Raw genomic sequence first — 15887 nt, 5'->3', positions numbered from 1 at the left:
ACTTTCAGTTAAATTCTTTAGGGGAAGAAGAATACGAATGGTTCAAAAGATGGGTAGACACGGGAGATTTTCTAGGAATTGTAGGGCATCCTTTTAGAACCAAAAGGGGTGAGTTGTCCCTTCTGGTAACAGACTTTAAACTTTTGAGCAAAGCCTTAAGGCCTTTGCCTGAAAAATGGCACGGCCTAAAGGATACGGAAGTGCGCTACAGACAGCGCTATTTAGACCTTATAGCTAATCCCGAGGTCAGAGAGGCTTTTAGAAAAAGAGCCAAGATAATAAAGACCTTTCGAGAGGTCTTGGAGTCTCATGGAACACTTGAGGTTGAAACTCCGATGTTATCTCCGATTGCAGGAGGAGCTATTGCCAGGCCCTTTATCACGTATCATAATGCTTTAGGGATAAATTTGTATCTCAGGATAGCGACTGAGCTTTACTTAAAACGACTGGTAGTTGGGATGTATGAACGCGTTTATGAGATAGGCAAGAACTTCAGAAATGAAGGCATCGATTCCATGCATAACCCGGAGTTCACCGCCATGGAGGTTTACTGGGCTTACGCTAACTACGAGGATATGATGAATTTAACGGAAGAGATAATCGTAGCTTGTGCTGATGCAATGGGAAGCAGGCAGTTACCCTATGGCGATTACATGATAAACTACGAGCCTCCCTTCAGGCGTGCAGCGATGGTGGATTTGGTGAAGGAGCATTGTGGCATTGATTTTTTAACCGTTACTGATGAAGAAGCAAGGAAGCTTGCGAAAGAAGGGGGACTTGAGGTGAAAGGAGACGAAAGCCGACTTTTAATCATGACCGAATTCTTTGACAACTTCGTGGAGGATAAATTGATACAACCCACATTTGTCTTGGGTTATCCGGTGGAGGTTTCTCCTCTTGCTAAAAGAGACCCTGATAATCCCGATTTCACCCGCAGATTTGAGCTCTTTATATGTGGAGCAGAAGTAGCAAACGCTTTTAGCGAGCTCAATGATCCCTTAGACCAAAAAGAGCGTTTTCTGGATCAATTAAGAAAAAAAGAAGCCGGTGACGAAGAGGCGCATGCCTTCGATGAGGATTACATAGTTGCCCTTGAACATGGCCTTCCCCCGACTGGCGGTTTGGGTATTGGCATCGACAGGCTTACCATGTTTTTAACGAACTCAAGCTCGATCCGTGACGTGATCCTCTTTCCCACCATGCGCCCAAAGGAGTGAAGCCTCTTGGATTTAGGCGAGGCCAGGAAAAGGGCTGAAGAGCTTAGGCAAGAAATAGAAAAACACAATTACTATTACTATGTCTTGGACTCACCTTTGATAACTGACGAAGAATACGACGCCTTGTACCGAGAGTTAGTGGAGATCGAAAGGCGCTTTCCTCAGATAGTAACCCCTGATTCGCCGACGCAGCGCGTTGGAGGCCGGCCGAGAGAAGAATTTCGGACAGTGGTTCACGAAGTTCCAATGCTTTCTATGGACAATGTTTTTACCCAAGAAGAGTTGTTAAACTTCATCTCTCGGGTGCATAGGATACTTGAAAGAAAAGTAGATTTTACGGCCGAACTAAAAATAGATGGCGTTGCCGTCTCGCTCATATATGAAGAGGGCAGGTTCACCTTGGGTGCGACGAGGGGCGATGGAAAAGTAGGCGAGGATGTAACGGATAATTTACGTACCATTAAAAGCCTACCCTTGAGATTACTCGAATATGTGCCGGGCAGGCTCGAGGTCAGAGGCGAAGTCTACATGACGAAAGAAGATTTTGCTTTGCTTAATCAAGCTCGAGAAGAAGAGGGAGAGCAGCCTTTCGCTAATCCTAGGAATGCGGCTGCGGGAAGTTTGAGGCAACTTGATCCTAGTGTGACGGCCAAGCGCCGGCTTCGTTTATTTGTATATCATGTAGTTAATCCGGAAAAGCACGGTCTTTCATCGCAATATCAAGCCCTTTCTTGGCTTCGAGAAAGAGGATTTCCAACTCAGGGGAACGAAAGACTTTGCAAGAGTTTTGACGAATTATGGGATTATATTGAGGAATGGCGAGAAAAGAGGCACTCACTTTCCCATGTTACTGATGGTGTGGTAATAAAAGTTGATGATTTGAGTACATATGAGCTTCTTGGTACGACAGCAAAATCCCCGAGGTGGCAAGTTGCCTTTAAGTATCCCGCCGAAGAACAGAGGACCCGTTTACTAAGGATAGAGATTTCAGTTGGAAGAACGGGCGTACTCACACCTGTTGCTATTTTAGAGCCGGTAAGGCTTTCAGGTACTGTTGTGCAACGCGCCAGCTTGCACAACGATGATGAGATAAAACGCCTTGATGTACGTGAGGGGGACTTCGTATATGTCCGTAAGGCGGGTGAGATAATACCAGAAGTGGTTCGTGTTGACTACAGTGCCAGAACGGGCCAGGAAAAGCCCTTTGTTATGCCAAAAAACTGTCCCGTTTGCAGGGCAGAGGTAATTAGGTTGGTAGGCGAGGTGGCTCACCGTTGCCCAAATCGGTCTTGCCCTGCTCAGTTGAAGGAAAGTATTCGGCATTTTGCTTCTCGTGACGCCATGGATATAAAGGGTTTGGGTGAAAAGATTATAGAGCAATTAGTAGACAGGAAATTAGTCAGTGACTTTTCTGACTTATACAAGTTGACGAAGGAAGATTTGATGTCCTTGGATAGAATGGGGCCAAAGTCCTCTGAAAATTTGATCGCTGCAATAAATAATTCTAAGAATAGGCCACTTTCCAGGCTCATTTATGCCCTCGGCATCAGATACGTTGGCTTGAGGACTGCTGAGATTTTAGCTGAGAGGTTTAAAAGCATTGACGAATTGGCCAAGGCAACTACTGCCGAATTATCCAGCATTCCTGGGATAGGTCCCCAGATAGCCTCGTCAATTGTTGCATTTTTTAAGGACGAAAAGAACCTTGCCACTCTGAGAGAACTGGCTAAATGTGGCGTTAAAATGTCTGAGGAGGAAATAAAACGTGAGGTTGGTCCATGGGAGGGGTGGCGGATTGTTTTTACCGGAGAGCTTGAGAGGGCTTCAAGAAGCGAGGTTGAGGCGATAATAAAAAGTTTGGGAGCCATTCCTGCCAGCTCGGTTAGCAAAAATGTGACCATGGTAGTGGTAGGCAGTAATCCCGGGAGCAAACTGGCCGCAGCTCAAAGGCTAGGTGTTAAAATTGTTGATGAGCAAGCTTTCTGGAATTTGGTCGATGAAGCTAGGTCAAAAAAAGGGAAATAGGAAGTAAAAAATAGTCAGATTAGGAGGTTGAGTCTATGGACATTACGCCAGAAGAACTAGTTGAAGAAGTAAGGCGCATGGCACGATTAGCTATGATCGAATTAAATAAAGAAGAGACGAAACAAATAGCAGAACAATTCAAAAGTATATTAGACCAACTTCAAACTTTACGGGAACTGGATACAAGTGATATAAACCCCTTTCCATTGGAGGACAGAGATCCAACACCATGGCGTAGTGATGAAGTAGTATTATGGAATCGCTATAACGAGGTTCTTTCGCAAGCTCCCGCGTCTGAAGATGGTTACTTTAAAGTGCCACAAATAGTGAGGGACGATCGAAATGAAGAATAGCAAGTTTTTGAAATTCTCAGCCTTTGATTTGATGTCAGGATACAGCAAAGGGGAGTTTATCGTTTCCGATGTGATAGAGACGGTGTTGGAATACATAGAGATAAACGAAAGAAATTTAAATGCATTGATAACCCCAATGTACGAAGAAGCCCGCTCGAGGGCATGGATGCTTGACGCTGCTTTGGCAAGGGGCGAAGATCTGGGACCGTTGTTCGGAGTTCCTGTAGTGATAAAGGATAATATTACGACTGATGGAGTACGAACGACTTGTGGCAGCAGAATGCTCGAGAATTGGATTCCCCCCTTCAGTGCCCATGTTGTAAGATGCTTAGAACGAGCTGGAGCCGTGGTGATCGGCAAGGCCAACATGGATGAGTTTGCCATGGGAAGTTCTACCGAGTATTCCGCCTTTGGACCAACACTTAATCCTTGGGATTTATCAAAGGTTCCGGGAGGAAGCTCTGGTGGAAGCGCGGCATCGGTTGCCGCAGGTTATGCTCCCATAGCTTTGGGAAGCGATACAGGGGGATCTATAAGACAACCTGCTGCCTTTTGTGGAGTATATGGATTAAAACCTACCTATGGTTTGGTCAGCAGATACGGCTTGGTGGCCTTCGCCTCTTCCTTGGACCAAATTGGTCCCTTTGCGCGAGACCTGAAGGATTTAGCCTTAGTTCTACAAATAATTTCGGAGCCGGATGATTGCGATGCGACCTGCGTCAGAAAAGAAAGACCAAACTATTTGGAATTTTTGAATGAAAGCTCCCTTGAAGGGTTCAAAGTTGGTTATTTGTCTGACTACAAATCACTGGAAATAGATGAGGAAGTTAAAAAGGCTGTTACTGAGGCCTTGAAAATATGCCAGGATGCAGGGGCAGAAATAATCGAGGTTGAACTACCAATCTCAGCGCGATATGGACTTCCTTGCTATTACACTATAGCGCCAGCTGAGGCGAGCTCGAGTTTAGCCCGTTTTGACGGGGTTCGATACGGTTTTTCCGTAGAAGCCGAGGATTTACAAGAGCTCTACCAAAAAAGTCGCGGGGGCGGGTTTGGCCCTGAGGTAAAACGAAGGATACTCATAGGCACTTTTGTCTTAAGTTCAAGCGGTTATGAAACTTATTATTTACAAGCCCAAAAAGCGAGACAGCTTGTCGTTAAGGAGTTTGATGAAGTTTTCCTCAAGGCTGACGTCCTGTTACTTCCTGCCACACCGACGTTGCCCTTTAAGCGCGGAGAAAAGATACTGGACCCGGTAAAGGTTTATATGGCTGACCTTTTTACCATTCCGGTAAACCTTGCCGGTTTGCCAGGTTTGTCCATGAAGGTGTCTTCCAGCTCTTCAGGCTTACCAGTAGGGATTCAGCTTGTGAGCAAGAAATTTTGCGAAGGCGATATACTAAAAACGGCCTCTATTATAGAACGAGCTGTGGGCCCGGCTACAACTATCATGGGAGGCGATCGAAAATGAACGAATTTATTCCCGTCATAGGACTTGAAATACACGTACAATTGGCCACGAAATCTAAGATGTTTTGTTCATGTTCGACAGACTATATAGGGGTTAAGCCTAACAGCCATGTATGTCCTATTTGCTTGGGCTTGCCTGGTTCACTTCCCATGATCAACGAGAAAGCCATCATGTACGCCATTCGGACCGCCTTGGCAATGCGATGCAAGGTTAATACTCGTACGATTTTTCATCGAAAGCATTACTTTTACCCGGACCTTCCAAAGGCTTATCAAATTAGTCAATACGATTTACCACTTGCTGTTGACGGTTACCTGGAAGTAAGCGACGATGATGGCAAAACGCAAAGGATCAGAATACAAAGGCTACATCTGGAGGAGGATGCGGGAAAATTAGTGCACTCTACCGCAAGCGGGAGGTTAATGGGTGCAGAATACTCCTTAGTTGACTGTAACAGGGCAGGCGTTCCTTTGATGGAAATAGTTACACATCCCGACATAGCTTCCGCGAAACAGGCAAGGGAATTTGTATCTAGATTACGCCAATTAGTTAGATACCTAGGTGTTTCAGATGGGGATATGGAGGCGGGCTCCTTGAGGGTTGACGCTAACATTTCTATCATGGAGCCTGGATGCGAATACGGCGAAAAAGTTGAAGTCAAAAACATGAACTCATTACGAGCCCTGGAGCGCGCACTTGAGTACGAATATGAAAGGCAAAAAGAGGCTAAAAAGGAAGGTAAAGCCATAGTTAGCGAGACCAGGCATTGGGACGATGGCTCAAATATCACCATATCAAGCAGAAGCAAAGAAGAGGCCGAGGATTATCGCTACTTCCCTGATCCAGATCTTCCGCCGCTAGTAGTGGACGAGCGTGTCATTGTTCAATTGTGTAAGGGGCTGCCCGAATTACCGTGGGAGGTGCTGGGCAGATTCATGAGTGATTACGGTTTGTCCTCAGACGAAGCAGAGGTTCTTACCGAGCGAAGGGATGTGGCCCTTTTAATGGATGAGCTCGTTAAAGAAGGGGCATCAATCAAAGTGGCATCTAATTGGATAAGGACGGAGATTTTGAGGGTGTTGAACGAAAGAGGCATTTCCGCTGAAGATCTCCCAGTGCAGACCAGCGAAATTGCAGGACTTCTTTTGCTGGTTGATAGGGGCGACCTTTCAACGACGGCTGCAAAAGAAGTTTTTAACTTAATGTTGGAAAAGTCGATAAATGTCGAAGAAGCCGTCAAGATCCTGGGACTTAGCACTGGCAAGCTGACCGGTCCTGAATTGGAAGCCGTGATTGACAAAGTCTTATCGGAGAATTCTGACGTCGTCGAGGAAATCAGGGCAGGTAAGGACAAAAAAGGGAAAAAGATAAAATTCTTGCAAGGCATCGTAATGCGAGAGACTAAAGGTCAGGCAGATCCAAAAGAGGTACAATCGTTTATCATGAGCAAGATTTAAATTAAGGGGGTAGGACGATGGGAGCGCGTAAGCCTGAAGACACAAGAACAATTGCTATAGCCGCTCACGGAGGTGCAGGAAAAACATCTTTGGTCGAGGCCATGCTTTATGACGTGAATGTAATTAGTCGCATGGGAAGGATCGAAGAGGGCAATACGGTAAGTGATTTTGATCCGGAAGAACAAAAAAGACAAATCTCGATTAATACGTCTATTGTAACATTCGACTATAAGGATAAAACTTTTTTTATTCTTGATACCCCTGGTTATGCGGATTTCGTTGGAGATTTGCGCTCCGGGATGAGGGTAGCTGATTCGGCGGTTATCCTTATAAGTGGCGTTGATGGCGTAGAAGTGCAGACAGAAAAGGCCTTCGATTTTGCTGATGACTTTTCCATTCCCGTCGTTTTTTTCGTTAACAAGCTGGACAGGGACAACTCAGATTACAACGCAATATTAAAGGAAATACGGCAAGTTCTAACCGATAGGGCCATTTCTTTGTATTTACCAATTGGCAAAGAAAGTAATTTTAAAGGCGTGGTCAACGTCTTGACCGGGAAGGCATATCTCTACAAAGGGGACGGAAGCAAGGATTACGAGGAAACATCTTTTCCTGCCGAGTTAGAGGAGGAGCTGGCATTAGAAAGAGAGGCGTTGATAGAAAGAATTGTCGAAGTTGACGACGATTTAATGATGCGTTATCTGGAAGGAGAAGAGCTAAAAGAGGAAGAGCTTATTGTCGCCCTAAAAAAAGCGATACTTGATAGAATCGTGATGCCTGTATTGCCTGGCTCGGCTATTGCAAACGTTGGAATTTTTCAGCTTTTGGATGTTATGAGCGATGTTTTGCCATCTCCGCTGGATATGTTTCCAAGAAAGGCGATAGATGCAGAAGGAGAAGAGGTCGAGGTAAAGCCGGATCCTGACGGAAAATTTAGTTCTCTTTGCTTCAAGGTCATGGTTGATCCTTACGTTGGCAAACTTTCTTTTGTACGAGTGTTTTCGGGGACATTAACTTTGGATCAATCCGTGTATGTTGTCAATAAGAAGACTGAAGAACGGATAGGCTCTTTGAGGTTTATGAGAGGCAAGGATGGAAAGGACGTAAAGGAAATCACCGTTGGCGACATCGTGGCGATACCGAAACTTCAGACCGCCACGGTTGGGGATACCATAGCAGTTAAAGGCGTGGATTTCGTGTTTCCCCCAATTCAATTCCCCGATCCCGTATATAGCTTAGCCATTGTCCCTAAAAGCAGGGCTGACGAAGACAAGCTGTCTAATGCAATCCACAGGATACTTGAGGAAGATCCGACGTTGCGCTACGAGAAAAACGCGGAGACAGGCGATCACCTTTTGTCCGGGATGGGAGACCTGCATTTAGATATAGTGTTATCACGCATTAAAGAGCGATATGGCGTTGAACTTGAAACCCGTTTACCTAAGGTTCCCTATAGGGAGACCATTAGAAAACCCGCCAAGGCTCAAGGTAGGTATAAAAAGCAGACAGGAGGCAGGGGGCAGTACGGTGATGTATGGCTTGAATTGCAACCGCTGGAGCGAGGAGCGGGAGTGGAATTCGAGGATCGAATCGTTGGTGGAGTTGTGCCTAAGCAATATGTCCCTGCCGTCGAAAAGGGCTTAAGAGAGGCAGCTCAAAAGGGAGTGCTTGCAGGTTATCCAGCCATAGATTTTAAGGCAATACTTTACGATGGGTCCTATCATGAAGTGGATTCCTCCGAAATGGCCTTCAAGATAGCTGCTTCCATGGGCTTTAAGAAATGTTTTGTGGAAGCATCTCCTGTATTACTAGAACCTATAATGAACGTGGAGGTTGTGGTGCCAGAGGAATATCTGGGAGATGTAATGGGCGACTTGAATTCTAGACGAGGAAGGATCATGGGAATAGAAGGCAGAGGGAGGTTCCAAGTCGTTAAGGCTCAGGTTCCCCTGGCCGAGATGTTCAGGTATGCCATCGTGCTGCGTTCCATGACTTCAGGCCGCGGCAATTTTTCCATGGAGTTTTCCCATTATGAAGAGGTTCCTCAGGATCTGGCTAAAAAGATCATCGCTCAAGTGCAAGCTGAAGGAGAAGGAGAAGCAGCCTCTGGCAAATAGCATCCATATTGGTTGTCACTGAATCGTCGAACAAACAAAAGTAATAATAAGCGGGAGAGTAACTAACTCCCGCTTATTATTACTGCAGGGCCAGAAGAAACTTTTTTGTTTTTTCTCTGCTCCTTAAAGCTCCCCTAGTATCTTTAACAAACCTGATAATGTGTTAAGCTCTTTAGGAGGAAGCACGGTCTTGTTTTGTTCTAATATGCTGCCTGATAGGTTTGTCACGTGGCCATATCGTTCGTGCCACCCAGTTATGGGCACGACAATGTCAGTATTTATATCACCGTGAGCTTTTGAGGTTAAAAGTGCGCATTTTATAACCCCATTAACTGATCTAATTAACTCTATTGTCGATTGATCGGGTTCTATGGCGAGGAGTTGGGTTGTCTTACCTTCCTTTATCGTGCTCATGTTGTCAATTGCAGGAGTTAAGAGATCGCCTAATATACGCAGGGCACCTTCAGTGTTGGCTCCGCGGTAAAGTGGCAAATAAAGACACTCGTCAAGCTTGATGCATAGATTAATCAGCGCCAGGGATGAGGTTGTGCTGGAAGCTACTTTGGGTCCCACGAGCGTGATTGGACGTTTAGCCGCAGCAAGGGTATTTTTGGCCAAAACAATATTTTCTTCATTAATTCCGGTGAACTTGGAAGCGCTTTGAATCAAGCCGGTCCCCGAGAGAGAATCAAATAACGGCGCAAGTTCCACAGCATTGGTCTTTAATAATATTGTAGAGCCCTTATCGAGCAACCCCGGGGTACTGCCCGAATATATGACCTTTAGATCACCTTCCCTGACCATTTTGCGCAACATGGAAGAGATGAGGGGAAGGTCTTCATCTAGATTGTCATCAATCACAAAGGCTACATCAGCCTCATAAAGTTGCCCAAGGGTGCCTCTGTTTAAGCTCTTGTCGTTGGCTTGTGCTAAGAAAGTCCTAAAATCGTCAACTTCTTTTACTGATACTAGGGCGTTAGGCGTAATTAGATCCAACGTGTCTTTTATTGCTTCGTATTCTTCGTTGCTCAAACTATTGCCTACAAATATTGACGTTCTTTCCTTGGAGCGCAAGAACCCGGATAGTTTTTTCAAGCGATCCATCGAGTCGTTTGCTATCTCCAATCTATTGATGTTTAAATGAAAGGTTCGTCCTTTGAAACAACATAGCCCATGAGTTGGAGAAGTGGGTGATCCCGAATCGGTAGTGACTCGTACGACATTATAGCGGGTTTTATCTGAATTTACATAGATTTCACACCCAAGTGAGCATTCACCACACGTCGTCTGAGTTTTAATTGGCACTTCGCTGTGTGGCCATCGCTCTTTGCGTTTTTCCGTTAGAGCTCCAACAGGACACAGATCTACGCAAACTCCGCATCCTGTGCATTCCGATTCATCCAAGGGTTTTAGGTATGCACCGTGAATAGTGGTGAAATAACCTCTGTTTACATAGTCGATGGCGTGTAATCCAACAATTTCGTCACATGTCCTAACGCATCTTCCACAGAGTATGCATTTATTCATATCTCTGTCGTAATATTTTAACTTTTCTTCGAAACGCTCTAGCTTCTCTCCGCTAAACTTATTAGGAGATGCCTCGTGCTGGACGGAGTAAGCGCGCAGTTTACATTCAAAAATGTCGGGACATCCACATTCCATGCAGCGTTTGCTGTCTTTTTTGACTTGTTCCTCGGTTAAGCCCTTGTTGAATTCCTTGAAGGGAGAAGCTAGCCTTTCACTCGCAGGAAGTACATAAGGGACTTCTCTTGATTGTCTTTCCTCGTCTTCAAAATCCTCTGGGCCCAAGTCATCTCTTACTACATCGCACTCATAGGGGCGTTTGGGATATCCTTGGGTTATGTAGTGATGTATGGATTCGGCAGCGAAATGACCTTCTCCGATTGCCGCTATTGCTATATCCGGCCCGGTTCTTAAATCTCCGCATGCAAAGACTTTTTCAAGGGGAGTGGCATAATTTTCATCTGTCAAAATCCAACGCCCATTGTGTATTGTTGATGGGAGCATATGAAGCACGGGAGATTGTCCTATAGCGGCAATTACAGTGTCGGCTTCTATAGTGAAGGTTTCCCCCGTTGGGATGGGTCTTCTTCGTCCTGAAGCATCAGGCTCACCTAGAACCATCTTTTCGCAAACTAACTGCTGAACTCGCTCATGCCCCTTTATTTCCTTAGGCGCAGCAAGATAGATGAAGTTTATCCCTTCTTCCATGGCCTCTTCGATCTCTTCATCCTACGGCGGGCATTTCCTGTCTTGTGCGTCTGTACACCACTGTAACAGTTTCTGCTCCAAGCCTTTTAGCGCATCGACAAGCGTCCATCGCTGTGTTCCCGCCGCCTATTACGATCACTTTCTTCCCGATTTCAACCGGGAGGTGATTATTTACGTCGTATAGGAATTCTATCCCCGCTAGAACCCCATTTAAATTTTCTCCAGGCACTCCTAAGGGAGTGCTTTGCCAACAACCAAAGGTAAGCAAAAGGGCATCATGTTTTATGCGAAGTTGCTCCAAGGTTATATCCTTTCCAAGGGCCGTATTTGTTTTAGTTTTTATGCCCCATGATAGCAGCCATTCTATTTCTTTTTTTAGGATATGACGAGGCAGCCTGTATTCCGGGATGCCAAAACGCATCATACCGCCTAATTCAGATTCTTTCTCGAATATGGTGACTTCATAACCTTTCTTTCTCAGAAAAAATGCGGCCGAGAGCCCTGCTGGCCCTCCTCCAACGATGGCAACGCTGTGACCGTTTTCCTGAATTTCATCGACGTGGCCAACCATATCCTTTTCTAAGCCCCAGTCGCTTATAAAGCGCTTTATTTCCCTTATGGAAACCGGCTCCTCATCGACGAAATTTCGCCTGCACTCTTCTTGACATGGGGCGGGACAAATCCTTCCAATGGAGGCAGGCAAAGTGATGTTTTCGTGCAAAAGGTCTAAGGCCTCTTTATATAAACCAACAGCAGCCAAATTTACGTAGCCCTGAACATCTCCCCTTGCGGGACAAGCTAACGTACAAGGCGGCCTGCAATCTCCCACATGATTAGATAACAACAACTCGAGAGTGGCCTTTCTGGCATCCTTTACCCTTTCCGAGTCAGTATATATCTCCATGCCATGGAAAATCTTGTTGGAACAAGCTCGAAGCAGAGTTTTGGCACCTTTAACCTCAACCATGCAAAGCGAACATCCACCATGAATTGACAGGCGTGGGTCATAGCAAAGATGTGGAATTTCTGCGCCACACTCGGTACACAAATCTAAAATTGTTTGTCCCGAAAAGCCATATACCTCTCGACCATCTAGCAATACTCTAATATTTCGTTCCAAACTTCAAGACCTCCTCAATTAATTATTGCAACAAAACAGAACTATTCTGGCACGTCTTGTGTAAATAAGATATTTTTCGGTTCTTATCCCCAATAAACTAGAGATGGACAAGACATCGTTGATGCGTTCCAATATCTCTAGCATCCTTAACGAGAGATTAGTGGCAGGGACTAACTTTAGTCTTTTCGGTAATTTTCCAGCACTTGTATAGCTTTATCCGGAGTTAGCCGACCGTAAACTTTGTCTTCAACCATCATCACTGGTGCCAAACCACAACACCCGAGGCATGCAACAGGTTGTAGCGTAAAAAGGCCGTCATCCGTTGTATCGCCTTCTGAAATGCCCAAATGTCTAACTACCTCTTGAGCGATGAGAAGAGATCCTTGAACGTGGCATGCCGTACCCCTGCAAAGCTTGATGGTGTATTTTCCGGGAGGGTTAAACCGAAACATAGCGTAGAAGGTGGCCACTCCATAGAGACTTGCCTCTGAAATATCAAGTTCTCTGGCTACTTTGCTCATAGCTTCCTGAGGCAAGTAACCAAAGGTATCTTGAATTTTGGATAAAAGCGATATAGTGATGCCTTTTTTTCCTCTGAAGCTTTCAATGATGTTTTGCAGCACTTGTTCGTTGCCTTGTTCTACAGTAAGCACGGGCATTCCTCCTGTTTAAAATATTGGTCTCGGAAAAGATAGATTCTGGGATAGTATAATACTACCGAATTTTATTTAAAAGACGTGGACTCTTTTTGGTAGAAAGTTTCTACGTCTTCTCTGGCCTTAGATTATAGTTTTTCTGCTTGCATTTGGCATTACTAATTTGATATTTCCGATCTTGCTTTACTGGGGTTCGAGCAAATGTTTATTTTCTCATAGTAACATTTCCCTATCCGTTTATGTGGTGATAATATTTCAGCCTCATGTCAAATATTTTGGCGCTTTCGTTGACAAGCAAAAGATTATCAAATTATAATTATAAACTATTGTTAAGAATCAGGCGCTGATGGAGGTGCTATTATGAAAGGATTTGCAATGCTTGGGATTGGAAAAGTTGGTTGGATTGAGAAGGACAAACCTCAGGTTGGTCCTTACGATGCTCTGGTTAGGCCGTTAGCAGTTGCGCCATGCACGTCGGACATTCACACTGTATTCGAGGGCGCGCTCGGTGAGCGTCAAAATATGATCCTGGGTCACGAAGCAGTGGGGGAAATTGCGGAAGTTGGAAGCGAAGTGAAGGATTTTGCACCAGGCGATAAGGTAGTAGTTCCAGCAATAACTCCCGATTGGCGAAGCATCGAAGTTCAAAGAGGTTTTCCTCAGCATTCGGGCGGTCCTTTGGCTGGCTGGAAATACTCAAACATTAAAGATGGTGTTTTTGGAGAGTTATTCCACGTCAACGATGCCGATATGAATCTGGCGATTTTGCCAGAAGACATACCTCTGGAATCGGCCGTAATGATAACCGATATGATGACTACCGGGATACACGGGGCCGAACTTGCAGACATCGGCATAGGTGATACTGTGATTGTATTTGGCGTAGGACCGGTAGGACTTATGGCAGTTGCGGGAGCCAGGTTGCGCGGGGCATCTCGTATCTTGGTTACCGGTACTCGCCCAAAATGCGTAGAAGCTGCCAAACTCTACGGCGCGACACACGTGATCAATTACAAAATAGCTCCCGTGGATGAACAGGTTCTCGAAATAACAAACGGGGCAGGAGTAGACGTGGCTATTATTGCTGGTGGAAATCCTGATACTTTGGCGACCGCAGTAAAAATAACAAAACCAGGGGGAAACATTTCAAACGTCAATTATTTTGGAGAAGGAGATATACTTCCCATCCCACGCCTTGAATGGGGTTGTGGCATGGCGCATAAAACTATTCGAGGAGGGCTTTGCCCAGGCGGACGGCTAAGGATGGAAAAACTGATTGAACTTGTACGGTATGGTCGCGTAGACCCGGGAAAACTTGTGACGCATGTTTTCAAGGGTTTCGATCGTATCGAAGAGGCCCTCATGTTGATGAAGGATAAACCAAGGGACCTCATTAAACCGGTAGTGCTTATCCAATAACCTTACAAATATTTTTCGTGGACCTGGCATAGCAGAGTCGTTGCGCTTTTTTTCGTATTATGGTATAGTTTTTTCGCTTATGTTTGGTATGCCTAATTTAATATTTTCGAGGAAGGTGTAAACTATGAAAGTCAAGGTTTATAGCACGCCTGCGTGTCCCTGGTGCACAAGGGTCAAAGAATATTTACAGGAACTGGGAGTAGACTATGAGGAGATAGATGTCAGCAAAGATAGGGCAGCCGCTATGGAAATGGTAAGACAGACTGGTCAAATGGGGGTACCCGTTACCTTTGTTGGCGATAAATTCATTGTAGGTTATGATCCTGAGGCCATCAGTGAGCTTTTGAAAGAAAATGACTTGTTAGATTAGCACGAAGCTCGAAGGGGGGAGTGCGCGTTGGATGAGCTTTTAAGCGTGAGCGTGGGTGGAGCCTTTACGAGCGGAAATCATCCGGTCAAAGTTGAAGACATTGACAGCTTGTCTCAAAAGATCGAAGAGACAGATGTTTTTTTGCGTAAAAAAGGCAGAGATGATGCAGAAGGATTTGGGTGGATCAACTTGCCCTATCAGAACCTGACGGAGATAATCGAAACAGGTCGTTGGCTCTCCAAGTTTGATACAATCGTTCAAATTGGCATAGGAGGCTCTGCTTTAGGCAACAGGATGCTCGTAAACGCGCTTCTTCCCCCTTTTTATAATGAACTTGAAACGCCTTTAAGGAAAGGACCAAGATTTTATTTATTGGAAAATTCGGACCCCGTAACCGCGACCGCGATGTTGGACAGGCTTGATTTGTCAAAGACCGTATTTGTTGTGGTCAGCAAATCTGGCAGCACTACAGAAACCATCGCACACTTCCTTTGGACGTGGCAAAGAGCGAAAGAAAATCTTGGCACCAAAGCTCCTGAACACTTTTTGGTAATAACCGATTCTAGAAGAGGTAGTTTGCGGAAATTCGTTAGGGCGCGCGGGTGCAGGAGTTTGGAGATCCCCGAAAGCGTGGGAGGGAGATATTCTGTATTATCTTCAGTAGGCCTTGCGACCGCTGCGGCACTAGGCATTGACATAGAAAGATTGCTTCATGGTGCAAGAGAGATTGATCAAAGGCTCGTAATGCGAAACTACTTGTGGGAAAATCCTGCGTGGGTATTGGCCGGACTAAACGTACTTCACGCAAGAGCTGGGCGGAACATGTCTGTAATGATGCCTTATGGAGACTGCCTTTCTGCTTTTGCGGAGTGGTTTGCTCAGCTTTGGGGGGAAAGTTTAGGAAAAAATGGGTTGGGCACCACGCCCGTTCGAGCCTTGGGCGCTATTGACCAACATTCTCAACTTCAGCTTTATATGGAAGGTCCCGACGATAAGCTCATCACTATCATTGATGTTAAAAATAGGCCTTATTTCAAGCTGCCTGACGATATCGATGATGATGCATTAAAGGACTTCGAGTTTCTATTTGGCAAAACCATGGGGAAGCTTTTGAGCGTAGAAGCTCGATCAACAACATCTGCTTTGATCAAGGCAGGAAAGCCTGTCGTGTATTTGAGCATACCGGAGGTCTCCGAAAGATATATCGGCGCTCTGGTATTTTTCTATGAATATTTAACGGCTCTTGTGGGACTTTTAATGGATGTAAATCCCTTTGATCAACCCGGCGTCGAACAAGGAAAGCGTTACATTTATTCCCTTATGGGACGTCAAGGGTTCGAGGAGTACATTGGTGAGGTGGAACAATATTTCGGTAAGTGTCGAAATATCGAGATCATTTTATAAGCTTCCCAAGGGAAAATGATCGGTATTTAGGCCTTTTTTTGGCGAT

The 15887-nt window shown here is 45.3% G+C and carries 12 protein-coding genes; 9 read left to right on the top strand and 3 right to left on the bottom strand.

Going from position 1 to position 15887, the window contains the following annotated elements; all coding sequences use genetic code 11:
• The 6 genes from lysS to fusA form a co-directional block, all read left to right on the top strand.
• Positions 1 to 1217 (top strand): lysine--tRNA ligase (gene lysS, locus AC5SXE_RS00930; RefSeq protein WP_493916308.1); only part of this gene is annotated, 1217 nt, incomplete at its 5' end.
• Between the two features lie 6 nt (positions 1218 to 1223).
• Entirely contained in the window at positions 1224 to 3242 is a 2019-nt protein-coding gene (gene ligA / locus AC5SXE_RS00925) for an NAD-dependent DNA ligase LigA (protein ID WP_493916307.1), read from the top strand.
• Positions 3243 to 3277: 35 nt separating this feature from the next.
• Positions 3278 to 3595, top strand: coding sequence for an Asp-tRNA(Asn)/Glu-tRNA(Gln) amidotransferase subunit GatC (gene gatC, locus AC5SXE_RS00920; protein WP_303883172.1), 318 nt, complete (start codon positions 3278 to 3280; stop codon positions 3593 to 3595).
• The gene (gatA, locus tag AC5SXE_RS00915; protein WP_493916306.1) at positions 3585 to 5066 is read left to right on the top strand and encodes an Asp-tRNA(Asn)/Glu-tRNA(Gln) amidotransferase subunit GatA; all 1482 of its coding nucleotides are present in this window, start codon (positions 3585 to 3587) and stop codon (positions 5064 to 5066) included. The genes gatC and gatA overlap by 11 nt, the downstream gene beginning before the upstream one ends.
• Complete coding sequence (gene gatB, locus AC5SXE_RS00910; RefSeq protein WP_303883170.1) at positions 5063 to 6523, top strand: Asp-tRNA(Asn)/Glu-tRNA(Gln) amidotransferase subunit GatB; 1461 nt, start codon at positions 5063 to 5065, stop codon at positions 6521 to 6523. The genes gatA and gatB overlap by 4 nt, the downstream gene beginning before the upstream one ends.
• A 17-nt stretch (positions 6524 to 6540) precedes the next feature.
• Positions 6541 to 8640, top strand: a complete 2100-nt coding sequence (gene fusA / locus AC5SXE_RS00905) for an elongation factor G (RefSeq protein WP_303883169.1) — start codon at positions 6541 to 6543, stop codon at positions 8638 to 8640.
• A 123-nt stretch (positions 8641 to 8763) separates the two neighbouring features.
• Here fusA and AC5SXE_RS00900 read toward each other — a convergent pair whose 3' ends face one another.
• From AC5SXE_RS00900 to nuoE, 3 genes are all read right to left on the bottom strand, one after another.
• Positions 8764 to 10872, bottom strand: coding sequence for a 4Fe-4S dicluster domain-containing protein (locus tag AC5SXE_RS00900; RefSeq protein ID WP_493916305.1), 2109 nt, complete (start codon positions 10870 to 10872; stop codon positions 8764 to 8766).
• 16 nt (positions 10873 to 10888) lie between these two features.
• On the bottom strand, positions 10889 to 11992 hold the full coding sequence (locus AC5SXE_RS00895) for an FAD-dependent oxidoreductase (protein ID WP_493916304.1): 1104 nt from the start codon (positions 11990 to 11992) through the stop codon (positions 10889 to 10891).
• A 176-nt stretch (positions 11993 to 12168) separates the two neighbouring features.
• Positions 12169 to 12651: an NADH-quinone oxidoreductase subunit NuoE gene (gene nuoE, locus AC5SXE_RS00890; protein WP_433913106.1), complete on the bottom strand. Its 483-nt coding sequence runs from the start codon at positions 12649 to 12651 to the stop codon at positions 12169 to 12171.
• 357 nt (positions 12652 to 13008) lie between these two features.
• On the opposite strand from nuoE, the gene AC5SXE_RS00885 reads away from it, so the two are divergent.
• The 3 genes from AC5SXE_RS00885 (at position 13009) to AC5SXE_RS00875 (ending at position 15841) form a co-directional block, all read left to right on the top strand.
• The gene (locus tag AC5SXE_RS00885) at positions 13009 to 14067 is read left to right on the top strand and encodes an NAD(P)-dependent alcohol dehydrogenase (RefSeq protein ID WP_310846898.1); all 1059 of its coding nucleotides are present in this window, start codon (positions 13009 to 13011) and stop codon (positions 14065 to 14067) included.
• Between the two features lie 124 nt (positions 14068 to 14191).
• Complete coding sequence (locus tag AC5SXE_RS00880; protein ID WP_303882618.1) at positions 14192 to 14437, top strand: glutaredoxin family protein; 246 nt, start codon at positions 14192 to 14194, stop codon at positions 14435 to 14437.
• Between the two features lie 27 nt (positions 14438 to 14464).
• Positions 14465 to 15841 (top strand): phosphoglucose isomerase-related protein, encoded by a 1377-nt coding sequence (locus AC5SXE_RS00875; RefSeq protein WP_493916303.1) that lies wholly within the window; start codon positions 14465 to 14467, stop codon positions 15839 to 15841.
• The last annotated feature ends 46 nt before the right edge of the window (positions 15842 to 15887 follow it).

Source organism: Acetomicrobium sp., from assembly GCF_059026225.1.
This window is presented reverse-complemented; position numbering and strand designations above follow the sequence as displayed.